Source organism: Plebeiibacterium marinum, assembly GCF_026013615.1.
GTDB classification, from domain to species: Bacteria; Bacteroidota; Bacteroidia; order Bacteroidales; family Marinilabiliaceae; genus Saccharicrinis; species Saccharicrinis marinus_A.
Map to the genome: position 1 here is coordinate 20,952 of NZ_JAPDPI010000022.1, position 23,734 is coordinate 44,685.

Below are 23,734 nucleotides of genomic sequence, written 5' to 3' on the forward strand. Positions count from 1 at the left end.
CTTCATCATAAAAATATATCCATTCCTATAAAATACAAGTATTAGTGTATATCATTTGATGCTAAATTTTGAAGGATGAAGAAGATACTCATAGTTGATGATGCCCCAGATTCAAGAGTTATTATCAAAAATATATTATCACCCTATAATGTAGAAATTATTGAGGCTTGTGACGGGGTAGAGGGGTGGAAATTGATTTTGGTAGAGAAACCGGATCTTATTTTGCTGGATTTGGAAATGCCAAACAAAAATGGTTTTGAAGTTTTGGACGATATACAGGAAGAATGGCTTGATGTTCCTATCGTAATTATTACCGGAGACCAAAATGACAGTACTTTAGGAAACTGTCTGTCGAATGGAGCAACCACTCTAGTCCATAAACCAATAGATAAAGAGGTGTTAAGAAAGAAAATATCTGAAATATTAAGCGATATTGTTTTGAAGGATTTAAACTGAATTGAAAATCATTCTGCTTAGTTCATATAGATATTATTAGGTACAAGAAAAAATACAGGTCTATTGAACAAAACCAAGTTTTAGTGTTTTTTATACATAATGATTTGTGTTATAAATTAACCTGAAATGATAATATATGAGAACGATATGGATACTTGTTTTAGTTACTCTCTCTGTTGTTGTTTATGCTCAGGACGGAGTTCCGGAATTGATTACAGACAGGCCTGACCAAACCGAATCTTCATCGGTAGTCCCCCTTAATTCATTGCAAATTGAAACAGGATTTGTGAGAGAAAATAACAAAACGGATGATGCCAGGCTAATATCCTTTGCTTATAATACTACCTTGTTGCGTTTTGGTTTGTTCAATAATTTTGAGTTGCGTTTAGGTATTGACTATTTGGGTGAAGATGTTTTGGCAAATGATACAGGGGTTTCTGATATTTACTCAGGTTTTGGACCTTTATACACGGGTTTTAAAGTGAAAATTGCAGAAGAAGATGGTTGGCGACCTGAAGTTGCCTTTTTGGGTGGATTGGCTTTGCCATTTACCGCCAATAAAGATTTTAAGACTGATTATTCAGCATTGAGTTCCCGGTTTTCCTTTGGACATTCCTTTTCAGAGAGGATTTCTCTTGGTTATAATATTGGCGTTGAATGGGATGGGGAAACACCTGTGCCCGGATATATTTATTCGGCAGCCTTAGGAGTTGGGTTAACAGAAAAGCTTGGAGTATTTTTGGAAGGCTTTGGGTTGATTCCGGAAGAAGGAGGGGTAGAACATTTGTGTGATGCAGGTTTTACGTTTTTAGTTTTACAAAACTTTCAGTTGGATGTTTCGGGAGGTATAGGAATAAATGAAAATGCAATTGATAATTTTTTTAGTTTTGGTTTTTCGTATAGGTTCTTTAAATAGAAATTAAACCTGATATTATACATATAGGAAATAAAACTTGAATAATGATCACCAGGAGTTTAATAATTAAAGTTGATTCAGAAATTAATTTGAAGCAACTGGAGCAGTCGGATTCTAAGGATATTTTTGAAACAATTGATAGCCAGCGTCTTTATCTTGGTCGGTGGCTGCCTTTTGTAGAAAAAACCAAAGCCTTGTCTGATACAGAGGGATTTGTAAAATCAATTGTTAATGCTCCGGGTGAAAGCTTTGAATATGTTTTTACCATAAGAAAAAACAATGAGTTTGTGGGACTTATTGGTTTTAGGGGCACTGACCGGATTAACAACAAAACAGAAATAGGATACTGGCTTTCTGAACTATACCAAAAGCAAGGGATCGTTACCAAATCGGTGAATCAGTTATGTGATTTTGCCTTTGATGAACAGGGCATAAACCGGGTTCAGATCAAATGTGCAGTTAAAAATCAGGCTAGCAACAATATTCCGGTACGGCTTGGATTTAAGTTTGAAGGGATAGAACGATCAGGAGAATTGCTATCAGGAAATGCGTATACTGATTTAAATGTTTATAGCAAACTGAAAGGGGATAGGAGATCAGGAAATTAGTCATTTTAAAAATCTTTATGCGTTTAAGGTGGGTTGCAAATTTTGAGCAATTATCATCGACATAGAAAATTACTTGCGATAGGTGATGCGATAGGTTCAAAAATGTTAATTTTGTTACGTATTAAAGCCAGAATATAACATATACCAATATTATTTAATGTATTGACTATTGCCTGTTGTTATTAATAGGGGTGGTTGTGCATTGAAACCAAAAAAACAATCTACCGATGAAAAATAGTTTGGATGTAATTACATTTGGAGAGTCGATGGTTTTATTTAGTCCTGGAGACAAGGGGCCGTTGCGACATGTCCATAATTTTACCAAGTCAATTGCCGGAGCAGAATCAAATGTTGCCATAGCACTAAGCAGACTTGGGCATAGTGTGGGATGGTTTTCAAAAATTGGCGACGATGAATTTGGTCGTTACATAAAGTTCATGGTCAGGGGCGAAGGAGTTGATGTATCACGTACTATAATAGATAAGGAGCATCAAACCGGGCTTTTATTTAAGGAATTATTTGAACATGTAAACCCCAATGTGTATTATTACCGGAAAAATTCAGCCGCAAGTTTCCTTCAGCCTGCTGATTTAGATCTGGAATACATTAAAAGTGCAAAGATCCTTCATATTACAGGTATAACACCTGCAATAAGCCAATCAGCAAAAGAAACTGTACTTGAAGCTATAAAAATAGCAAAGCAAAATGGTATTACAGTTTCGTTTGATCCTAATATAAGGTTGAAATTGTGGTCGCTGGAAGAAGCAAAGGAAACCATTCTGGAAATATGTAATCACGTGGATATTTTATTTCCTGGAATAGACGAATCAGAGATATTATTAGGGGATACAGATCCTCAAGAAATCTTTAAAGCTTTCCATGGTATGGGAATTAGTGAAATTGCCCTAAAGCTTGGAAAAAAGGGTTGTATGGTTTCTGATGGAAAAGTTACTGAGTTTGTACCGGGCTACATAGTGGAGCACCTGGAGGATACTGTAGGAGCAGGAGATGGTTTTGCAGCAGGGTATTTAAGTAGCAGGTTAAAAGGCCTTTCAATTCAGGAGGCAGGTGATTTTGCCAATGGAGTGGGTGCTATGGCTACCTTGGTAAGAGGCGATAGTGAGGGATTTCCTACTTATCAGCAACTTCTTGCTTTTACCGGAAAAATAGATTCTATTGATAGGTAATAGCCTTATCAACCTGGACTAGTCAAAAACTACTATTTGTTTTTGGCTGGTACAGGTTAGGTTTATAAAAAATAAGAATCTGATCATTATCTGCATGAGCTCAAACCTTACCTCGCACCCCTCCCCGTCAGTACACTTCAGTTTATTTATTTAAATATCCACCGCATATATTTAAAATTCCACTGGTATTATAAAATTGCTTTTGATCTTTGTGCATGGGAGTTAATCCATATTGTGGTAATAAAACAGACCTTGGAAAACTTCTTTATTCAACAAAATTCAAACATTCATTAAAGAAGAATAAATGAAACCTCAAAAGCTAAGTGTACTTGAAAAAATCGGATATGGCTCGGGAGATGCGGCAGTAAATGTTGTCATTTCATCTATGTTCCTTATCATCACTTATTTTTATACTGATGTATTTGGTATTAAACCCACTGATGTTGCTCTAATGTTCTTATTGGTAAGACTTATTGATGCCATAAGTGATCCATTAATGGGTATTATTACAGATAAATATAAATCTAAAAAGTATGGTCGTTTCCGTCCTTATTTCTTGTATTTATCTATTCCTTTCGGGATTTCAGTATTTCTGACGTTTACAACTCCCGGATTTGATTATACAGGTAAACTGATCTATGCTTATTGTACATACATCTTAGTAACCTTAATGTTTACTTCAGTTACCATTCCTTACATTTCATTAATCGGGGTGTTAACAAATGATCCAAAAGAGCGCTTGTCTGCAAGTGGATATCGTTTATTCTTTGCAAAAGTAGCAGCATTTGGTGTATCTATTTTGGTTCCAATCATGGCTAAATCATTCGGAGCTGGAAACATTGCTCGTGGATATCAATTGGCTATGGGTGTTATGGCACTTGGGGGTACACTATTATTTATATTTTGTTTTGTTACAACTAAAGAACGTATCGAACATATTGTAGAAAAAACACCTTATTTACAACAATTAAAATACCTGATTAAAAACGGTCAATGGATGTTACTGTTAGGTTCGTGTTTATCGGGTACTACAGGCTATGTTATTCGTGCCTCAGTCGCTATTTATTACGCAAAGTATTACCTTGGAGGAGATGAGGTTGTACAATCTACATTTATGGGTACCGGAGTTGCAGCTGCTATTTTAGCTATGCCGGCTTCTACTCTTATTACCAAACGTTTTTGTAAGGTGAAATTATTCTGGATGTCACAGTATGGAGTAGGAATACTGAGTATCCTTATGTTTTTATTAATTAAACCTCAACCAGAAAGCATGATGTCTGCTTACGTAATGTATTTCATTCTTTCGTTTGTAGTTGACATTCATGCTCCAATATTCTGGACTGCTATTGCTGAGGCTGTAGACCATGGACAAGCTGAAACTGGTGTACGTGTTTCTGGTTTGGCATTCGGAGGTATTTCGTTTGCGCAAAAAGCAGGTATGGGTGTTGCCGGAGCTGTTGTAGGTTTATTACTTTCTGGCTTTGGATATGTAGCACCAACTGAAGAAATTCTTAATCCTGTTCAATCAGAAACTGCTCTTTTAGGACTGTCTTTAATGTTAACAATTATTCCAGGAGTATTCCACGTAATCAATGGAATGTTGATTATGCGATATAAGATTACAGATAAGTATTACGAAACAATAAAAGCAAAAATTCATATTTAAGATGGCAACAGAAAAAAGTGCTCCTATTGTAGAGCAAAGAGCCGATCCATTTATTTATAAACATACTGATGGGTATTATTATTTTACCGGTTCGGTTCCTTCGTACGACTGCATAGAACTCCGTAAAGCAAAAACGCTTGAGGGATTACAAGATGCAGAAATATTTAGTATCTGGCACAAGCACGAGTCTGGTCCGATGAGCCAACATATCTGGGCCCCTGAAATTCATTATCTGGATGGGAAATGGTACATTTATTTTGCAGGCAGCGAAGTTGATGATATTTGGAAATTAAGGCCATATGTATTGGAATGCAAAGGCCAGGATCCTTTGAAAGATGAATGGATAGAGTTGGGGCAGATGCAGCCGGCAGATGGAGACAATAAAACATTTATTGATTTTTCGCTGGATGCAACCATCTTTGAAAATAAAGGAAAAAGGTATTTCTGCTGGGCAGAAAAAACAGGGGGGCAGTTTGCTGCTTCCAACTTATATTTGGCAGAAATGGAGTCGCCCATTAAATTAAAAACAGTCCAGTTTATGCTTACTACGCCTGATTATGATTGGGAACGTGTTGATTTTTGGGTAAACGAGGGACCTGCTGTAATCAAGAATAAGGGAAAGATTTATATTGCATTTTCAGCGAGTGCTACGGGAGCATGTTATTGCATGGGGATGATGGAAGCTGATGAAGACTCCGATTTGCTGGACAGGAATTCATGGAAGAAATCAAGGTATCCGGTTTTGGAATCCGATTACGAAAAAGGAATATACGGACCCGGTCATAATTGCTTTACAGTAGCCGAAGATGATAAAACACCATTATGTGTTTATCATGCCCGGGATTACGAAAAAATTGAAGGTGACCCCTTGTATGATCCAAACAGGCATGCCAGGGTTATGGAAGTGAAGTTTGACAAGGAAGGCAAGCCTGTTTTTGAGTTTTAAATATTATATCTTCAATATTCTGCAAAAAAAATGGCAGAATATTGAAGATGAGTTGAATAAGTAATAATGTATATTTGGTCAATTAGTTACTTCTTAAAGTAAATTGATTAAAGCATAAATTGAATATTTTGCTATCCGCTAGAATTATGTAGAACCCCCGACTATCAGTTGTCCATCCAAATATACCACCCTTGGTTCCGGATCAGCAAAAGGACTTATTTTTATTCTTTGAAAAAGCATTTCTGCAGAAGTTTTTCCTATCTCTAAACCTTTAGGCTGGATGGCCGTGATCACAGGGTTATACATGCTTCGGAAAGGTTCTTCGCAAAAAGCTACTACCGAAATATCATTGGGAACAGGTAGTCCCTTGCTATAAATAGCTTGCATTACACCCGAGAGTGTTAAGTCGCTGATGGCAAAAATAGCATCCGGGGGATCAGGGAGTTCTAACAGGTCAATTGTTTTTCGTTTTGCTTCTTCTGGCCATTCACATGAAATAACATAGTCTTCGTTATACTCAATTCCATAATTCTTCAAGGCGGATTTGTATCCATTGAGCCTGTTTCTGCTAATTAATAAGTTAATGTTTCCTGTGCAGATGGCAATTTTTTTTCTTTGTTTGCTTATTAAATGAGATACAGCATCAAATGCTGCTGAAGTATCGTCAAGCAGAACCACATCAGTGTTTATATCCTGTACCACTCTGTCGTAAAAAACCATAGGTAATCCCATGTTGATAACCTGCTGAAAATGTGTAAAATCAGTTGTGGTTCTTGACACGGAGGCGATAATACCTTCCACATTGTTGGCGATTAAAATATCAAGGTTTTCAACTTCTCGCTCATACGATTCTTTTGATTGTAAGATCAACAGGTTGTACCCGTATTTATGAACCACTTCTTCAATACCCTCAATTACAGAAGGAAGAAAAAAGTGTGAGATTTGAGGAGCTAATAGGCCTATTACTTTACTTTTTTTATGGCGTAATGATGCTGCTACAGTATTAGGAACATAATGTAGTTTCTTTGCCATTCGTTTTACCATGTCCCTGGTTTTCTGACTTACATCCGGGTGGTCTTTTAAGGCTCTGCTAACTGTGGATTTATTTAAACCCAGCTTTTCTGCAATGTCTTTTAATGTGGCAGGATTTCTTTTCATTTTGAAGCTGTTTTATAAGAGAAAGATTAGTATTTGTATTCTGCAATAAAAATAATAAAAAAAGATATTAACAACAACCGGTTGTGCAACCGGTTGTTGTTGTAAGTGTCATAAATACAGGGTTTGAGCTATTGTGTCGTATGTTAACAAATACTAAATTAGCATCATATTTATGAATTAAATACTAAAGCAGCTTCGGTTAATTAAAAAAAATGTTATGAAAAGATCCGTATTAATTATTGCAATGGTTGTTTTTTGCTCGTTGTATACAATGGCACAAAATGGAGTATTGAAAGGAAAGCTCACTGATAAAAATACAGGTGAGCCATTAGTGGGGGCAACAGTAATGATAAAGGGAACCAGTATTGGTACTATTACAAACTACGATGGTGATTATGAACTTACAGATCTAGAATCAGGACTTCAGACATTTGTAGCTGCCTTTATTGGGTATTCAGGTCAGGAAAAAGAAATAGAAATTGAGGCAGGTCAGACGGTAACTTTTGATTTTTTGCTGTATCAGGATTTGATTGGTTTAGATGAGGTTATGGTTACAGGTGTTGTAAACCAGAAGTCCGCATTAGAATCTAGTGTTGCTATGACAACGATCAAACCAAAGTTTATAGAAGAATTTGGAGCAGTTACTACTGCAGAAATGTTTAAGGCCATTCCAGGTATACGCTCTGAATCATCAGGAGGTGAAGGAAATGCCAATATTGCAGTTCGTGGTGTTCCTGTTGCCTCAGGGGGATCAAAGTTTTTACAACTGCATGAGGATGGATTACCTATCCTTCAGTTTGGAGATATATCATTTGGTAATGCAGATATATTCTTACGCGCCGATCAAACAGTAGGTCGTGTTGAAGCGCTAAAAGGTGGTAGTGCATCTACTTTTGCAAGTAACTCTCCTGCAGGTATTATTAACTTTATTAGTAAAACAGGTGATGTTGCAGGAGGTAGTATTGGAACAACCCTCGGGGTTAACTATAACTCTTTCCGTACTGATTTTGAGTATGGTTCTCCTATCGGTGATGATTTGAAATTTCATATTGGAGGATTCTTGCGCCAGGGGACAGGACCAAGAGATCCTGGTTATACTGGTAATTATGGAGGACAGATAAAGGCAAACATCACAAAAAGTTTTAAAAATGGTTATGCTCGTCTCTATTTTAAATATTTAAATGATAAGGCCATTAGTTATATGCCTATGCCTGTAATGGTAACAGGTACTACAAAAAATCCAACATATAAATCAATTCCTGGATTTGATTTGAAGAAGGGAACTTTACAAAGTTCAGAGTTTCTTTTACTAAACAGTACTGATGGTCAGGGAAACGGACGTATTAGCAATATTAAGGATGGTATGCATCCTGTTTCAAGTGCAGTTGGTGGTGAGTTCTCTTTTAATATTGGAGAGAATTGGCAACTTAAAGAGAAGTTTAGAATGGCCTTTACCAATGGAACATTTAACTCACCATTTCCAGCTCAGGTTGGTACTGCAGGTGATATAGCAGAAAGTATCGCTGGATCAGGTTATACATTAAGCTATGCTAATGGAGCTAATGCTGGTATCTCATTATCTTCTTCTCAAATTAGTACTCTTAATGGAAATGGATTATTAATGAGAATACACACATTTGATGTGGAAATGGATAACTTGAATAATTTTACTAATGATGTTTTTATAACACGCAGGGTTGATAAAATGAAAGCTACTATAGGTTATTATAAAGCCTACCAAAAAATTGCAATGACCTGGTTGTGGCAAACCTATTTAACAGATGTGAGCGATGATGGTCCGCACTTAATGGATATTTCAAGTGCAGATGGTTCGTTTAAAAGCGAAAATGGTTTGCTTTCGCACGGTACACCATACTGGGGACATATTACGAGAGGTTATGATATGACTTATAATATCGATGCACCATATGCTAATATTGAATATGAAGTGTCTGATAATTTAAATATGGATGCTAGTATACGTTACGACTTTGGTAATGCAAATGGTTATTATTTAGATAAAAACTTAGCAGCCACAGATGTAAACAAAGATGGAACTATTTCTTCTGTAGAACAGGAAGTTCCTATTCTGGATAACACGAATCCTAATATGGTAGACTATAACTTTGATTATATGTCGTATTCGTTTGGAGTGAACTATAAGTTGAACAAAGATCAGGCTGTTTATGCCAGATACAGCAAAGGAGGCCGTGCCAATGCGGATCGCTTATTGTATACAAGCTTTTTGACAGAAGAAGGAAAGACTATAGAGGGATTAGATGCAGATAAAATTATTCAGGCAGAACTAGGCTATAAATACAAATCGCCTAAGGTAGGTTTAATTGCTACTGGTTTTTACACTAAGATCAATGAGCAGAACGAGGAGTTTGGTCGTGCTATTAACAAAGAATTTCAAACAGTAGGTGTTGAACTTGAGGTTATTGCACAATTGGGTAAACTAAATATCAATTCCGGGGCAACTTATACTAATGCAGAAATTCTTAAGAGTATCAATTCTGATGAAGAAGGCAATACTCCTCGACGAGTACCTGCTTTATTATACAACATTAGTCCATCATATCCTTTAATGAGCAATAAACTAGTTTTAGGATGCAGCTTGATTGGTACATCAAAAGTATACGCTCAGGATGATAATGCAATTGAACTTCCAGGGTATGCTTATTTAAATGCTTTCGCAACGTATAAAATCGCTAAAGGATTTACACTTAGAGCTAATATAAATAACATAACTAACACTTTAGGTTTTACAGAAATGGAAGGGGATGCTTTTGTTGATAACAGCACAAACTATTTAAGGGCCCGACCAATTACAGGAACAGCATCTACAGTTACGCTAACTTATAAATTTTAATTTAAGAATAACCGGGAGTTTGTCTCCCGGTTATAATCCCAGACAGATAATTTTAAAAGGAGATATATGAATCCACATGAAAATGCAGCAAGCATAATAATTCCCAAATTGGTAGATAAGGTTAAAGGAAAGGGCGGACGGTATATTGTTACTTTGGCAGGAGAAAGTGGATGTGGAAAAACTGAAACGGGGAAAGCTTTGGTTAACGAATTTGCCAGACACAACATTAATGCTTTAGTATTGGGGCAGGATAATTATTTTCATCTGGCTCCACTTGCAAATGATGCCCGGCGAAAAGCTGATCCTACCTGGCTTGGTCCCAGAAAAGAAGTGAATTTAAAATTGTTGAATCAGAATTTGAAAGAAGCCATTGGTGGAGCTGATCATATTGATGTTCAGTATATTGATTATGATACTAATGTGGAGTCAACCATTAAAACTGATTTGAGAGGAATCGAAGTGGTTATTGTTGAAGGTACTTATACTTCGCTGTTAAAGAATATAGATACAAGGATTTTTATTGATGCGGATTATAATGATACCTTGAAATATAGAAAAATCAGAAACCGGGGCAATGAAGTGAATGATCCATTTGTTGAAGGAATTTTGGAAACAGAACACAAGATTATTTCAGGGCATATATTCCTGGCCGATTTTATAATCAGCAAGGATTATGAGGTGGAAGAAGTTGAAAGATAAGGTAAAACTCCCCTATTGTAAACATGTATATGATGGACTCATTAGATAATTTAGTAAAAGTTAATGCAGGGCCTATGCTAAATGCATATCCTGATAGCATTGGAGGAACGTTAGGGAATATGGTTAAATTCCTTAAAAGGGATGAGCTTAAGGATGTATTTCGGTCCTTTTACATTTTACCCAGTGTTTTTAACACAGATTTGGATAGAGGGTTTTCTGTTATAGATTACAATTTAAATGAAATATTTGCATCTCAGGATGACTTGTCGGAACTGGGAAATTTGAATATTGCCTTAAAATTCGATTTTGTATTAAACCATTCTTCAGTCCTTTCAAAACAATTTCAGGATATTTTGAAACATGGAGACAAATCTAAATATAAGGATTTCTTTATTCGGTGGAATAGCTTTTGGGATGGCTGTGGTTGTTTAACTGAAGGGGGATACATACAGCCTGATGAAAAGTATCTTAAAGATATGTTTTTCCGTAAGCCAGGGCTCCCGATATTGATGGTTCGTATGCCGGATGGGAAAGAGATACCTTATTGGAATACCTTTTATCAGGAAGTCAAGTATGAAAAGGTTGACGCTCAGGATCTGATGAGAGTTGCTGAGGTACAATATTCTTCGGCAATAAAGCTCGCTGAGCTGATTAATTGTGCTTTAGAAAAGGGGAAAACTCCTTCAGAAATTGATTTCGGCTGCTTTAAAAAGTATCAAAACATTGCCATTAGTTTGCTTGAATCCCGTAGAAAGTATTTGGGACAAATGGATTTGAATATTAAGTCGCCCCAAGTATGGGAATTTTATGAGGATACTCTTAAAAAACTATCAGGTTATGGTGCAGAGATTATTAGGCTTGATGCTTTTGCTTATGCCCCCAAAGAACCTGGATTACCTAATTTTTTAAATGATCCGGGAACCTGGGATTTGCTAGGCCGGGTTAAGAATATTGCCGATAAACACAATCTGACACTGCTACCCGAAATTCATTCAAAGTATGAGGAGAAAATACATGAAAAGTTAGCAGGTGAAGGTTATTTGACATATGACTTCTTTTTGCCGGGTTTAATTATTGATGCACTAGAAAGGAATACTAAAGAGGTTATTGTTCGTTGGATTAAGGATATTCTGGAAGAAAATATCAAATGTGTGAATATGCTCGGTTGTCATGATGGTATTCCATTGCTTGATTTAAAAGGATTGTTAACCGATGATCAAATACAATCGTTGATAAATGTTGTTGTAAATAGAGGGGGCTTTGTTAAAGATTTGCATGGCAAAAAGAATATGTATTACCAGGTGAATGCTACTTATTATAGCGCCTTAGGAGAAGATGATAGAAAAATGTTGTTGGCAAGGGCAATACAGATTTTTATGCCAGGGAAACCCCAGGTTTGGTATCTGGATCTTTTGGCAGGGAAAAACGATCATGATGCAGTCGCAAAGGCAGGCCCGGGAGGTCATAAGGAGATTAATCGCACAAATCTGAATTTGGAAGATGCTTATTTATATTCACAAAAGGACGTTGTAGTCAAACAATTATCTTTACTAAAGTTTAGAAATGTTTTTCCAGCGTTTGGATTTGATAGCAGATTAACGATTATGGACACAACATCGGAAATGCTTAAATTACAGTGGGAGAATAAGGGATATACAGCTACTCTTGAGGCAAATTTAAATGATTATTCATTTGCAATAGAAGCATTGAATGATAAAAATGAAACGGTTTATAAGTTTTAATATGGGAAATTCAATTAGTGCACAGAGAAATACAAACATTGGCCTTATCAAATGGCTCACATTTTTAATGTTTACAATGTTTGCAATGACAACTGATGCTGTAGGGGTTATAATTCCTGAGGTAATGAAACAGTTTGATTTAAGTATGACAGCTGCAGGATTAATGCATTATGCACCAATGATTGCTATTGCCCTGGCTGGAATACTGCTTGGTTTTTTAGCAGATAAATTAGGAAGAAAGAAGACGATCATTATTGGTTTGGCACTATTTGCTCTAAATTCCTATCTTTTTATCATTGGAAATACCTTTGCCTTTTATTTGAGCTTAATGGTTATCTCAGGATTAGCTATTGGTGTTTTTAAAACGGCTGCCTTAGCATTAATCGGCGACATTTCAAATTCAACAGATGAACATACTTCTACCATGAATGCTGTGGAAGGTTTTTTTGGGGTGGGGGCTATTATCGGGCCTTTTATCGTTTCTTACCTCTTAACTCAGGGGGTAGACTGGAAGTGGTTGTATGTGGTTGCAGCTACATTATGTGTAGTTTTAATTGTTATTGCCCTGATGGTAAAATATCCAGACACCAAAAAAACAACAGAAGAACCTAATAATCTCAAGGGAACTTTAAAGATGATGAAAGATCCTTATGCTCTGGGGTTTTCTATGGGAGCATTTTTATATGTGGCAGTGGAGTGTGCCATTTATGTTTGGATGCCTACTTTGATTGAAGGATATCAAGGGGATTTTGAATTTGTAGCAACATATGCACTTTCTATTTTTTTTATTTTGCGTGCCAGTGGGCGTTTTTTAGGGGCCTGGCTAATGGCTCACTTTAATTGGTCATTGATGTTGAGCGTTTTTAGTGTGCTTATTTTAGTTTGCTTCATGGGGAGTGTTGTTGGGGGTATTAATTATGCAGTAATATTATTACCATTGTCAGGATTGTTTATGTCAGTTATATATCCAACAATTAATTCTAAAGGAATCAGCTGTTTTCCAAAAGCAAAACATGGTTCGGTTGCAGGTGTAATTTTGTTTTTTACGGCAGCAGGCGCAGCATTAGGCCCCTTGGCTATGGGTGCTGTGAGTGATGCTATGGGGAGTGATGCTAAATATGGTTTTATTTTGGCAACGGTTTTTGCAGGAATTTTATTTTTAGGAACCTTAATTAATATCATTTACAATCCTGCGGAGAAAAGATTAAAGGAGCTAAACGAATCAGAGTATTAACATACAAAACAGGATATTGTAGAGGGTTTGATGATTAGTATAAGGCTTAATTGTCAAACCTTCATTAATGCCTGGCATCTGACTTTTGCAGTACCTGTTCAACCTTATCAATCAAACCATGATTGTTGATGTATCCCAAAGTTGATTTGGGTAATAGATCATATAATACCTCTGTATTTCTGTTTTTTATCGCCTTCCTAACTTTGCTGGCACTGATATACTCCTTTTCGTTATCTTCAATTTCTCTTCTTTGGACTTCAATAAACTCAATGTTGTAATCAGGAAGTATTTCCTTCATCACTTCATTATAGACTTTGGTAGTTGCACAGTAATTTTCGGTACCCACATATCTTTTTTTTATGCCTAAGGCCGGGGCTAAATGTTGGGCAAAAATATTAATGTCCAGCTCAGCTTGTTTTTTTGTTATGGTATCCACCATTTCGTTTTTAAGGAAATAATTTGGAAAGGTGGCACATGAAACCACGTATTCATCACCCTTTACTAAAACTACGTTTTTAAGGTGGGCAATCCCCTGGCGGATCATTTCAATCCTGTCCTTAAACGAAAAGGCGGAGCGCTCGCTTTCTACCACAAAAACATAAACCAACTGATTTTCAGAAGATGCCCTTTCAATTAAATACTGATGGCCTAAAGTAAATGGGTTGCAGTTCATAACAATGGCTGCTATTTCAGTTTCCTGCTTGTGGCTTTTGACCTTGTGTAGATAGTTTTTATAGTTGTTTATGTTTTTGTATCCAAATTCCAGTACCGATATCATAGGATCGGCTGATGCAATATGGTTGTATCCCAAACTTTCAAAACGGACAATGTTTTCCGGACGGGTAAATACAAAGGCCTGCTGATGATTCACCATAACTTTTTCTGTTAAATGGGTTACCATAAAGGCAAAGGCACCGGATTCCCGGAAATGGGGAGCTACGGCCAAATATTTTAAAATTTTGCCATGGTATGAGCCAACGCCAACAATGTCGTCATTTAGGTTGTATAGCATTGCAGAATATTCCACAGTTTTTTCATCAAAGTCAAAACCTAAAGGGGACATAAAGTCCTTGATTAGCTTTACATCAAATTTGCAGCTTAAATCTGCTTCTTCAATTCTGAAATCTGAATTCTCAATCATATTTACATTGATATAATAAAATAGTTACAGCCAGCAAGTCTGCAGAACCTCCCGGCGATATTCCTTTGTTATTACACCACGATACTAATTTGTTATATTCATCTTTCTCACCTTTTTGCCAATGATCCAAGGCTTTTTGTGACCTTTCTTTTAATTCGGCAAGTGTGTTTATATCTTTTCTGAATATGACATTCGTATCGCTATTTACCGACATGATTTTAAGCAATACAGGTATAAGGGCATCGCTCAATTCACGATCGTTGTATTTTGTAAGATTCTCTTTTAAAAGTCCGTTTAAAAAGGGAAGTGCATGTTTTACTACAGTAGGCATGCCGTTTTGAGCTTCCCCTCTAGCCCCGGCTGCTTCAGGCCCATAATCAAGAAAACACATTTGTCCATGTGATAATTTCATGTGGGTGTTTGTGGTTATTAATTCCCGCTCTACTATACCTTTTGTTAATTCTGAAATGGTATTTGAAAAAGCCTCAACTTCAAATGTTCCCTCGTGCCTGACCACCCGAATGATAGAAAACATACTGATGGCCATTAAAAATATGGCCCCTTTGTGTGTATTTATATTTTGGGTAGCAAGCAACATGGCTTTTTCCATTTGCAACCCGATTTCCCTGATTTGTGGAAGTGCTTTTGAAATATCCTTATCATTAAAACTAATGGCAAGGTTTCCAATATCTTGCAAATAGGGGGAAATCATTGCTGTGGACTGCAAAAAAGAAACGAAATCCATATCGGTATGTGCTCCATTATGGTTTCTGCAAACCAAGCCAGGTTTAGGACTCAGTGCTACTTCTTGTAAAAGTGCGTATGTAATATAACCAGTTACTTTTTTAATAAGAGCATCAGAATTTTCTTTATCCAGATATGATTTCATGTCTGAAAGCATTCTTTCTCTGACCATCATTAAATCATGACGCTTGTTCTTCCTACAAGATTCCGCAGGTTCATTGCAAATAAAACAAGATTTTGCTTTACCTGAAGATATGGGGATTCCTTCAATATCCAATACATCCAGATCAACGATCCTTCCTAATACAAAGGTTTCTTCAAATGCTTCGGTGGTTTCCTTTAAAAAAGAAGCAGTGGTTAATTCATGATCAAATAAATATGCAATCCAGTCACCTGCCTCATCGCAAAATGGAAAATGCTTCTCCCAGGAATGAACACAACATCGGCTTGTATAAAACTTTTGGAAACAAGAGTCTACATGCAAGATAAACTCTTTGACAATTTCAGAAGTTTTTGGCAAGCCAGGAATGTTTAATTGCAAAGAAACCATATGAAACCGGCCTTCGGTTAAGGCCAGTTTCTGTTGCATACGCATTTCCCGGGCTTCAAGTAATCGCTCTATTTCAGTTTTAACTTGTTGCATAATATTATTGGAGTTTTCTTGCGAAGATTAAATAACACTATAATCTAATAACCAATAATTTGTTTACTCCACCACTTGTCTGATCACGTCAATAACAGTTCCGTCTCTATACTCTACGATACCAACGATTCTATCCGTTGTTTCAATCGGCTTCGCTTTTCCGGTAATACCTTCTACCTCCTTAGCCAAATCATGGATGTCTTTTACTTCAATGCCCCCATCAATCAGGTTTTGCTTTAATTCCGGACGATTAGGGTTTACGCAAATCCCTCTTTCAGTAACCAGTACATCAATGCTTTCTCCCGGGGTAACAATAGTGTGTACTTTCTCCTTAACAATAGGAATTCTTCCCCTGAACGAAGGACAAACAACCACTGTTAGGTTTGCACCCGATGCAGTATCACTATGCCCTCCCGAAGCCCCACGCACATATCCTTCAGAACCCGTGATTACGTTAACATTAAAATCCGTATCAATCTCCAATGCCCCCAAAACAACAATATCCAGTTTGTTGGTCATGCAGCCACAGTTAAACGGATTGGCATATACACCAGCCGGAATTTCGATATGATAGGGGTTTTTCATGAGTGAAGAACTCACTTCTGCATCAAAAGACTGCACGTCAAAGATGGAGCTAAACAATCCTTCATTAAGCATGTCAACACCAACCGACGTAACGCCACCAAGAACAAAGCTTCCCTTGGTATTTGTCTTTTTCATTATTTTTCGGATGTACTTTGCCACAGCCAGAGAAGCGCCTCCTGCACCTACCTGAAAACTAAAGCCTTCTTTTAGTTCGCCGGATTTTTCAATGACATTTGCAGCTAACCGTGCAATTTGTAAATCCATCGGTGCTTTGGTAATACGGGTAGATCCCCCTGCAATTTTCGTAGGGTCTCCGATTGAATTCACTTCAACTACGTAATCAATATAGTTTTGGGTAATTGATTGAGGGACACATGGGTAGTCTACAATGTTATCAGTAACTACCACTACCTGTTTAGCATACCATGAATCAATAGTGGCATAACCCATTGATCCAAAAGCTGATTTGCCATGTGTGCCTGTGGCATTGCCTTCTTCATCGGCTGCAGAGGCTGCAATGATGGCCAGGTCAATCTTTATTTTTCCGGTATGAACACAGCGTACACGACCTCCGTGCGAGTGTATTACAAATGGTTTGGGTAAAACACCCTGGGCAATAGCCTTACCTAATTCACCCCTGATCCCACTCGAAAACACCTGAGTTATAGTTCCATCCTTAAAAAATGGCAATAAAGCATCATGGGCAGATGTCAGGCTACTTGATGCTAATGTAATATCTTTTATCCCCAGCTCTGCCAATATGCGAATGGAATTGACTACAATGTCATCACCTCCACGCAAATGGTGGTGAAAAGAAACTGTCATTCCACTGTATGGTTTTGTTTTTTCAATTGCCTCTCTTAATGTTTTGCAAAGTTTGCTTGAGTGCGGCATTTTTGCTTTGTTTGGTGGAGGAACTGTTTTTTCTTCCATCCAGCCTTTTTTAAGTTTAGTAAAAGCCCCTTGAAAAGGTTCTAAACTACCAATACCATTTAAATTATCAGGTATTTCTATATTTAATATGTTTTTCACGACTTTGTTTTTAGACAATTAGATAATAGATTAGAGTATAATAGACTGACTTGCATTATTAATTATCATTATGAGAATCAGCTCATATAATAAGGAGGAGTGCCTTGATGTAGGAGAGGGGAGATGGTTTTTAGCCTTATGCTTTGCAAGCTGTAAATCACTGTAAACTGCTTACTGAATACTGCTAACTATCTTATAACTCACCTCTCACCGTTTTAAAGCTCACTCACTTCAATGTCTGCCATTTCCAGAACCCTCAAAGCTCTTTGTACAACAGGGGCATCTACCATTTTGCCATCTACAGCAAATACTCCAATTCCTTCAGCCTTGTTGCGCTCAAAGGCTTTTACAATTTTGGCGGCCTTCCTAATCTCAAGATCTGTTGGCGTAAAAACTTCGTTTACAATCTCAATTTGCCGGGGATTGATAATGGCTTTTCCTGTAAAACCAAGTTTTTTAATGTATTCTGCTTCCTCTCGTAGTCCTTCTTCATTTTCGGTATCTACATAAACAGTATCAAATACATCTATTTTACAGGCCTTAGCAGCCATTACAATCTGCTTTCGGGCATAGTCAATTCCGATACCATCTGTGGATTTAACCAATTGCATATCTGCAGCTAAATCTTGTCCTCCAATAGAAATAGCGTCAATTCTATCCGAATATTGCGCAATTTCATATACGTTTTGAACCCCAAGGGCGGTTTCAATCATAACGTGTACCTTCATTTTATCATGAGGTAAGCCATGTTTGTCCTCTATTTCTTCTATTACCTTTATAATTCGGGTAATTTCCTCTACTGTTTCAACTTTAGGGAGTCGGAGTGCATTGGGTTGGAGAGGAACTATTTGCTGTAAGTCCTCCAGGCCAAAAGGTGTGTCGATGTGGTTCACACGTACCGTGACTTCGCATCCCTCGTAAGAGATGTATTGTAGCATATGTGAAACAAGGATTCGGGCAGAATCTTTTTGGTTTAAAGCAACGGCGTCCTCCAGGTCGAGTAAAATGCCATCAGCACCATATACACTTCCTTGTTGAAGCATGGCCGGGTTGTTGCCCGGGATGTAAAGCATGGTGCGCCTTTTAAAAGTTCGCTTCTTTTTTGTCATAACTATTTTGTTAGAGTGCCGGCCTGAACCTGAGCTGATCTTTTTAAAGCAGTTTCTAAACGGGCCGAAATTGTAGGTGGTAATGCCCCTTTGTCGTTTACGATGATGCGTATGTCATCAATGTTGTAATGATCTAAATCGCGGTTGATTTGTTGTAATACATCGTCACCAAATTGTTGCATAACGATGGATTTTAGCTCAATTGTCCTGCCAGTGCCTTTGGCCACCGGTTCAACCATAATCAGGATGTCGCTAGACTCAAAACTACCGGCTTGAGCTTTAACTTTCAGTACCATTTTTATTAGATTGAATAAATTATTATTCAAATTTTAAAGTTCTGCAAACATTTTCCTAACATTAAAAATGGTTGTATAACATGTTTGTTCTGAATGGGTGGTAATGTGCAGTAAATCAGATTGAAAGGAAAGGTTGATTTTTGTCAATGTTTCGTTTTAGAGGATAAATATTGAAAATAATTCAGTAGTGTTAGTATTTTTCAATACAATATCATTTGGAAGAAGGATTGATTAAAATGTGAAATAATAACATAAAAAAAGACGCACTTTAATAGTACGTCCTTTATATAAGATATTGCGTAAGCGAGCTGTAAACATTTGCTCATCTCTTGCTTTGTAAGATTCATCCTTGAAGCCTATGCTTCTACCTCCATCTCATGAATAATCTCCATACCTCGGTTGATCGCCTTTTCATTCATAGGAATTAAATGGTGGTGACGTTCAGGCAGGGACTTTTTTAAGCCCTTGATTACATTTTCTATTTTAACTACCGGTTTAACTTTTAAGTATCCACCCAAAACAATCATATTAAATGTTTTAACCGAACGCATACGAGCTGCTTCTTCTGTTGCGTCGATACGATAAACGGTAATGTCTTTACGGGTAGGGTGATGGGTAATTCCATTTCCATCGTAAATTAGTGTGCCGCCTGGTTTTACATGTGCTTCAAACTTATCCATAGATTGTTGATTAAGAATTATGGCAGTGTCATATTCATGTAAAATAGGAGAGCTGATCTTGTCATCACTGATGATTACAGTAACATTGGCTGTACCCCCACGCATTTCAGGTCCGTATGAAGGCATCCAGGAAACTTCCATATCCTGCATTACACCAGAGTAGGCAAGAATTTTACCCATCGAAAGTACCCCTTGTCCACCAAAACCGGCTATAATTATTTCTTCTTTCATTTTTCAAATAATTTAATTGGTTCTTATCGAACTATTCATCTTTAAGGTCGCCCAGTGGATAATAAGAAAACATGTGTTCTTCCATCCATTTGTTAGCCTGAACGGGAGACATTTTCCATCCGGAATTACACGTGGAAACAACTTCAATTAATGATGTTCCTTTATTGGCTTGTTGGTTTTCAAAAGCTTTGCGAATTGCTTTTTTCGCTTTTCGGACGTTGGCAGCAGTATGTACAGCCTGTCGTGTTACGTAGCATGTTCCAGGAAGCTGGGCCAATAGTTCCGAAATCTTAATAGGTGCACCATCGTGACTCACATCTCTACCTGCAGGACAAGTTGAAGCTGGCATGCCGGGTAGTGTTGTGGGAGCCATCTGTCCGCCAGTCATACCATAAATACCATTATTTATAAAGATCATAACAATATTTTCTCCGCGGTTACAGGCGTGTATGGTTTCTGCTGTTCCAATGGCTGCAAGGTCACCATCTCCCTGGTATGAGAATACGTTTTTTTCAGGCATTAATCTTTTAACAGCTGTAGCCAGGGCAGGGGCTCTGCCGTGAGCAGCTTCCTGCCAGTCAATATCAATGTAGTTATAGGCTAAAACAGAACACCCAACCGGTGCAATTCCAATAGTAGTTTCCTGAATCCCCAGTTCGTCAATTACCTCTGCAATTAATTTATGAACAGTTCCATGGCTACATCCCGGACAATAGTGCATGGTATTGTCCAGGAGAACATCTGTTTTTTTATAAATCAGATTTTCGGGTGATATGATTGTATTTGTATCTGACATGGCTTAACCTCCTATAATTTTTTGTTCCAATGCTTCAATTACTTCTCCCGGCGAATGGATTATTCCCCCCAATCGGCCATAGTGTTGCACCGGAATCTTGCACTCTACGGCAAGCTTTATATCTTCTATCATTTGACCAGCACTCATCTCTACGGATAAGATTCCCTTTACCTGTGCAGCCAAATCTTTTAATTGCTTTTCGGGGAATGGGTATAAAGTGATAGGGCGAAGCATCCCCACTTTAATTCCTTTTTCACGGGCAATTTCAACAGACTTTTGGCAAATACGGGCACTAGAACCATATGCAACCAGTAAATATTCTGCATCATCACACATGATTTTTTCGTAGCGAACTTCATTTTCTTCGCAAGCTTTGTATTTTGCCTGTAACCTGTAATTGAAATCTTCCATCACATAAGGATCCAACTCTACAGAAGTAATGATCCTTCTTTCCTGCCCTTTCTTTTTACCGGTTGTTGCCCATGGGAAGTTCTCTTCAATATATTCAGGAGTCCATCTTGGTTTAAATTCCTTAAGCTCAACTTTTTCCATCATCTGACCAATGATGCCATCAGATAATATCATGACCGGGTTTCTGTATTTAAAGGCTAGTTCAAAGGCATCCTCAACAAAATCGGCCATTTCCTGAACAGAAGCTGGCGCAAGGGTGATTAATTTGTAATCGCCATGTCCTCCGCCTTTTACTGCCTGAAAATAATCCGATTGCGCAGGTTGGATGGTTCCCAATCCCGGGCCTCCTCTCACTACATTTACAACAACACAAGGAAGTTCGGAGCCTGCAAGATATGTTAATCCTTCCTGCATTAAACTAACTCCCGGACTCGAAGATGAAGTCATGACTCTTTTACCACAACCGGCACCTCCATATACCATATTTATTGAAGCTACTTCACTTTCTGCCTGAAGTACTACCATTCCTGTAGTATCCCAGGGCTTTTCGGCCATGAGGGTTTCCATAACTTCCGACTGTGGAGTAATAGGATAACCAAAATACCCATCAACTCCATATCGGATTGCTGCATGGGCAATTGCCTCATTACCTTTCATTAATTTTAGTTCTTTCATTTGTCTAAAATTTATTCTTTCAATTGCTATCTGTTATATAGCTTTTTTTAAGAAGATTGTTGAACTAGGCCTTAACGGGCTTTGCTCTGTATACTGTAATACATGTGTCGGGACATATTACCCCGCAATTTGCACAGCCAATACAGGCATCCGGATTTCCCATATAAGCATAATGGTATCCTTTGCCATTAACATCGGCTGCTAAATTAATTACCTGAGTAGGACATGTTGATACACAAACGCCACAACCTTTGCATTTTTCTGTATCAACAACAATCGCTCCTTTAGCTTTTGCCATAACCAATTCGTTTTTTTTAAATTTAGTCGCAATTTATACAATAAAGCGGTTTTTATTTATGATGGGAATCATAACAAAAAGATGTTATATGTCAGCCCCACATAGTGTATTAAGCAATACAAATATTTATTGCTTAATAGCCGCATTTCATTAAAATAAACTACTGTTTTTACCCTGTATGGTAGTTAATGAAGACTTTCGTTGAAGAGTTTTAAACGTTCCTCTAAGATAGGGAATCGTTCTCTCACAGTATGAGACACACAAGCTCTCAAACCTTCTTTTTCACTACCGGTATTTTTAAGTGCAATACCACTGATTCCAAAATACAACAGTTTTTCCAGTAATTCTCCTCCGGTTAATCCCGGATAACTTATTGTAAAATAAAATCCATCGGCAATAGGGGTGTCAATATCTTTATCATAAACTATGGAGAAACCATATTTTATAAATATATCTTTCATTAACCTGGCCCTTATGCCATATTCTTTTACCTCTTCTACGAAATTGAAATCACCGTTGCAAGCTGCTCTGTACATGGCTGCTATAGCGTATTGTGCCGAGTGACTTGCTCCAGCGGATAGCGAATATAGCAATCTTCCGACAATTACACGTCCAAAATTACCTTTTCCAAACCTTATTTTTAATGATTCAAAATAAGAGTTGAATAATTTATTGGAGATACACATGGTCCCAAGTCGTTGACCGGCATACGAAAAGAACTTGGAACTGGATATTAGCAGGGCATAATTATCGGTATAACGAGCAACGGTAGATTGGTAAGGTGGTTCAAAAGGAGTCGAAATGTCAATTCTGAAGTCCATACCAAAATAAGCAAGGTCTTCAATAACAATTGTGTCGTATTTGTTGGCAAGGTTCCCTATAATTTCAAGCTCGTCTTCGTGGAAGCAAATCCAGGTAGGATTGTTAGGATTTGAATATACTATAGCACAGATATTTCCTTTTGCCAAAAAGCTTTCCAATTTTTTTTCGAGCTTAGCTCCTCTGAAATTAAAAACATCAAAGGCTTCGTGCTTGATTCCCAAAACATCTAACTGTAACTTTTGTACCGGAAATCCCGGGTCGATAAATAATATGGTATCCTTTTTTTTGTTTATGTTGGATATGGCCAGAAATAAGATGTAGCTGCCTTGCATGGAACCTACAGTAGGAATACAGCTTTCCGGGGATATGTCAATATCCATAAAGGCTTTAACAAAGCGACTGGCTTCCTCCTTAAAGGGTTTAACACCTTCGAGCATTGGGTATTTTGATGCTACCCCTTTTTTTAGAGCAGCAATTTCTCCCTGAACTCCAAATTTGTTAGGAGGCAGGCTGGGAACCCCCATTTCCATACGGATGAATTTTTCGCCGGAGCGTTCTTCTATTTCATTTACCACGGTAACAATGTCCCTGATGGTGGCATGCGCCAGGTCGCTTAGGTTTTTGTGTTCGAGCGTAGATTTTACTATCTCCTCGTCAATCAAAGTTATATGTTTTGTGTTCATCGTTTTTGTTGATTTTAAGGGTAAAATTCATTTTGGTAATAATTGATGAACAGAAGAGGCAGCGCTTAAACCTGTGTTAGTACTATAAAAAAAACAGGTTATTA

21 protein-coding genes are annotated in these 23,734 nt (G+C 37.5%); 10 read left to right on the forward strand and 11 right to left on the reverse strand.

Annotated features, from left to right (window positions below; genetic code table 11):
• The first annotated feature begins 75 nt into the window (after positions 1 to 75).
• From OM074_RS11680 to OM074_RS11705, 6 genes are all read left to right on the forward strand, one after another.
• Positions 76 to 456, forward strand: coding sequence for a response regulator (locus OM074_RS11680; protein ID WP_301199658.1), 381 nt, complete (start codon positions 76 to 78; stop codon positions 454 to 456).
• A gap of 136 nt (positions 457 to 592) precedes the next feature.
• Entirely contained in the window at positions 593 to 1,372 is a 780-nt protein-coding gene (locus OM074_RS11685) for a transporter (protein WP_301199659.1), read from the forward strand.
• Positions 1,373 to 1,416: 44 nt separating this feature from the next.
• A complete protein-coding gene (locus tag OM074_RS11690; protein WP_301199660.1) occupies positions 1,417 to 1,980 on the forward strand; it encodes a GNAT family N-acetyltransferase in 564 nt (187 codons plus the stop codon).
• A 227-nt stretch (positions 1,981 to 2,207) separates the two neighbouring features.
• Positions 2,208 to 3,167, forward strand: coding sequence for a sugar kinase (locus tag OM074_RS11695; protein ID WP_301199661.1), 960 nt, complete (start codon positions 2,208 to 2,210; stop codon positions 3,165 to 3,167).
• A gap of 304 nt (positions 3,168 to 3,471) precedes the next feature.
• Positions 3,472 to 4,833, forward strand: coding sequence for an MFS transporter (locus OM074_RS11700; RefSeq protein ID WP_301199662.1), 1,362 nt, complete (start codon positions 3,472 to 3,474; stop codon positions 4,831 to 4,833).
• 1 nt (position 4,834) lies between these two features.
• A complete protein-coding gene (locus tag OM074_RS11705) occupies positions 4,835 to 5,779 on the forward strand; it encodes a glycoside hydrolase family 43 protein (protein ID WP_301199663.1) in 945 nt (314 codons plus the stop codon).
• 144 nt (positions 5,780 to 5,923) lie between these two features.
• Here OM074_RS11705 and OM074_RS11710 read toward each other — a convergent pair whose 3' ends face one another.
• Positions 5,924 to 6,937, reverse strand: a complete 1,014-nt coding sequence (locus tag OM074_RS11710; RefSeq protein ID WP_301199664.1) for a LacI family DNA-binding transcriptional regulator — start codon at positions 6,935 to 6,937, stop codon at positions 5,924 to 5,926.
• Between the two features lie 217 nt (positions 6,938 to 7,154).
• On the opposite strand from OM074_RS11710, the gene OM074_RS11715 reads away from it, so the two are divergent.
• The 4 genes from OM074_RS11715 to OM074_RS11730 all read left to right on the forward strand — a co-directional run bounded on the left by OM074_RS11715 (position 7,155) and on the right by OM074_RS11730 (position 13,484).
• Positions 7,155 to 9,809, forward strand: a complete 2,655-nt coding sequence (locus OM074_RS11715; protein ID WP_301199665.1) for a TonB-dependent receptor — start codon at positions 7,155 to 7,157, stop codon at positions 9,807 to 9,809.
• 66 nt (positions 9,810 to 9,875) lie between these two features.
• Positions 9,876 to 10,508, forward strand: a complete 633-nt coding sequence (locus OM074_RS11720; protein WP_301199666.1) for a zeta toxin family protein — start codon at positions 9,876 to 9,878, stop codon at positions 10,506 to 10,508.
• Between the two features lie 29 nt (positions 10,509 to 10,537).
• Entirely contained in the window at positions 10,538 to 12,250 is a 1,713-nt protein-coding gene (locus OM074_RS11725) for an alpha-amylase family protein (RefSeq protein ID WP_301199667.1), read from the forward strand.
• A gap of 1 nt (position 12,251) precedes the next feature.
• The gene (locus OM074_RS11730; RefSeq protein ID WP_301199668.1) at positions 12,252 to 13,484 is read left to right on the forward strand and encodes an MFS transporter; all 1,233 of its coding nucleotides are present in this window, start codon (positions 12,252 to 12,254) and stop codon (positions 13,482 to 13,484) included.
• Between the two features lie 64 nt (positions 13,485 to 13,548).
• Here OM074_RS11730 and citC read toward each other — a convergent pair whose 3' ends face one another.
• From citC to OM074_RS11780, 10 genes are all read right to left on the reverse strand, one after another.
• Complete coding sequence (gene citC, locus OM074_RS11735; protein ID WP_301199669.1) at positions 13,549 to 14,625, reverse strand: [citrate (pro-3S)-lyase] ligase; 1,077 nt, start codon at positions 14,623 to 14,625, stop codon at positions 13,549 to 13,551.
• Positions 14,618 to 16,012 carry a triphosphoribosyl-dephospho-CoA synthase gene (locus OM074_RS11740; RefSeq protein ID WP_301199670.1) on the reverse strand — a complete coding sequence of 465 codons (1,395 nt, stop codon included), beginning with the start codon at positions 16,010 to 16,012 and terminating at the stop codon, positions 14,618 to 14,620. The genes citC and OM074_RS11740 overlap by 8 nt, the downstream gene beginning before the upstream one ends.
• Before the next feature lie 63 nt (positions 16,013 to 16,075).
• Positions 16,076 to 17,629 (reverse strand): citrate lyase subunit alpha, encoded by a 1,554-nt coding sequence (citF, locus tag OM074_RS11745; protein ID WP_301199671.1) that lies wholly within the window; start codon positions 17,627 to 17,629, stop codon positions 16,076 to 16,078.
• Between the two features lie 215 nt (positions 17,630 to 17,844).
• Entirely contained in the window at positions 17,845 to 18,738 is an 894-nt protein-coding gene (locus OM074_RS11750) for an HpcH/HpaI aldolase/citrate lyase family protein (protein WP_301199672.1), read from the reverse strand.
• Positions 18,739 to 18,740: 2 nt separating this feature from the next.
• Positions 18,741 to 19,064, reverse strand: coding sequence for a citrate lyase acyl carrier protein (citD, locus tag OM074_RS11755; RefSeq protein ID WP_301199673.1), 324 nt, complete (start codon positions 19,062 to 19,064; stop codon positions 18,741 to 18,743).
• A 326-nt stretch (positions 19,065 to 19,390) separates the two neighbouring features.
• Positions 19,391 to 19,945 (reverse strand): 2-oxoacid:ferredoxin oxidoreductase subunit gamma family protein, encoded by a 555-nt coding sequence (locus OM074_RS11760; RefSeq protein ID WP_301199674.1) that lies wholly within the window; start codon positions 19,943 to 19,945, stop codon positions 19,391 to 19,393.
• Between the two features lie 31 nt (positions 19,946 to 19,976).
• A complete protein-coding gene (locus tag OM074_RS11765) occupies positions 19,977 to 20,741 on the reverse strand; it encodes a thiamine pyrophosphate-dependent enzyme (protein ID WP_301199675.1) in 765 nt (254 codons plus the stop codon).
• Between the two features lie 3 nt (positions 20,742 to 20,744).
• Positions 20,745 to 21,827 carry a 3-methyl-2-oxobutanoate dehydrogenase subunit VorB gene (locus OM074_RS11770; RefSeq protein WP_301199676.1) on the reverse strand — a complete coding sequence of 361 codons (1,083 nt, stop codon included), beginning with the start codon at positions 21,825 to 21,827 and terminating at the stop codon, positions 20,745 to 20,747.
• 64 nt (positions 21,828 to 21,891) lie between these two features.
• Entirely contained in the window at positions 21,892 to 22,125 is a 234-nt protein-coding gene (locus tag OM074_RS11775) for a 4Fe-4S dicluster domain-containing protein (RefSeq protein WP_301199677.1), read from the reverse strand.
• Positions 22,126 to 22,310: 185 nt separating this feature from the next.
• A complete protein-coding gene (locus tag OM074_RS11780) occupies positions 22,311 to 23,630 on the reverse strand; it encodes an aminotransferase class I/II-fold pyridoxal phosphate-dependent enzyme (protein ID WP_301199678.1) in 1,320 nt (439 codons plus the stop codon).
• Positions 23,631 to 23,734: the final 104 nt, after the last annotated feature.

Bases quoted from the DNA above. Each gene is read 5' to 3' on its own strand.
- OM074_RS11705 (WP_301199663.1), top strand. From the start codon at position 4,835: ATGGCAACAGAAAAAAGTGCTCCTATTGTAGAGCAAAGAGCCGATCCA.
- OM074_RS11740 (WP_301199670.1), bottom strand. From the start codon at position 16,012: ATGCAACAAGTTAAAACTGAAATAGAGCGATTACTTGAAGCCCGGGAA.
- OM074_RS11760 (WP_301199674.1), bottom strand. From the start codon at position 19,945: ATGAAAGAAGAAATAATTATAGCCGGTTTTGGTGGACAAGGGGTACTT.
- OM074_RS11765 (WP_301199675.1), bottom strand. From the start codon at position 20,741: ATGTCAGATACAAATACAATCATATCACCCGAAAATCTGATTTATAAA.
- OM074_RS11730 (WP_301199668.1), top strand. From the start codon at position 12,252: ATGGGAAATTCAATTAGTGCACAGAGAAATACAAACATTGGCCTTATC.
- OM074_RS11695 (WP_301199661.1), top strand. From the start codon at position 2,208: ATGAAAAATAGTTTGGATGTAATTACATTTGGAGAGTCGATGGTTTTA.
- OM074_RS11715 (WP_301199665.1), top strand. From the start codon at position 7,155: ATGAAAAGATCCGTATTAATTATTGCAATGGTTGTTTTTTGCTCGTTG.
- citC (WP_301199669.1), bottom strand. From the start codon at position 14,625: ATGATTGAGAATTCAGATTTCAGAATTGAAGAAGCAGATTTAAGCTGC.
- OM074_RS11680 (WP_301199658.1), top strand. From the start codon at position 76: ATGAAGAAGATACTCATAGTTGATGATGCCCCAGATTCAAGAGTTATT.
- OM074_RS11775 (WP_301199677.1), bottom strand. From the start codon at position 22,125: ATGGCAAAAGCTAAAGGAGCGATTGTTGTTGATACAGAAAAATGCAAA.
- OM074_RS11750 (WP_301199672.1), bottom strand. From the start codon at position 18,738: ATGACAAAAAAGAAGCGAACTTTTAAAAGGCGCACCATGCTTTACATC.
- OM074_RS11725 (WP_301199667.1), top strand. From the start codon at position 10,538: ATGATGGACTCATTAGATAATTTAGTAAAAGTTAATGCAGGGCCTATG.
- OM074_RS11690 (WP_301199660.1), top strand. From the start codon at position 1,417: ATGATCACCAGGAGTTTAATAATTAAAGTTGATTCAGAAATTAATTTG.
- OM074_RS11780 (WP_301199678.1), bottom strand. From the start codon at position 23,630: ATGAACACAAAACATATAACTTTGATTGACGAGGAGATAGTAAAATCT.
- OM074_RS11770 (WP_301199676.1), bottom strand. From the start codon at position 21,827: ATGAAAGAACTAAAATTAATGAAAGGTAATGAGGCAATTGCCCATGCA.
- OM074_RS11720 (WP_301199666.1), top strand. From the start codon at position 9,876: ATGAATCCACATGAAAATGCAGCAAGCATAATAATTCCCAAATTGGTA.
- OM074_RS11685 (WP_301199659.1), top strand. From the start codon at position 593: ATGAGAACGATATGGATACTTGTTTTAGTTACTCTCTCTGTTGTTGTT.
- OM074_RS11700 (WP_301199662.1), top strand. From the start codon at position 3,472: ATGAAACCTCAAAAGCTAAGTGTACTTGAAAAAATCGGATATGGCTCG.
- OM074_RS11710 (WP_301199664.1), bottom strand. From the start codon at position 6,937: ATGAAAAGAAATCCTGCCACATTAAAAGACATTGCAGAAAAGCTGGGT.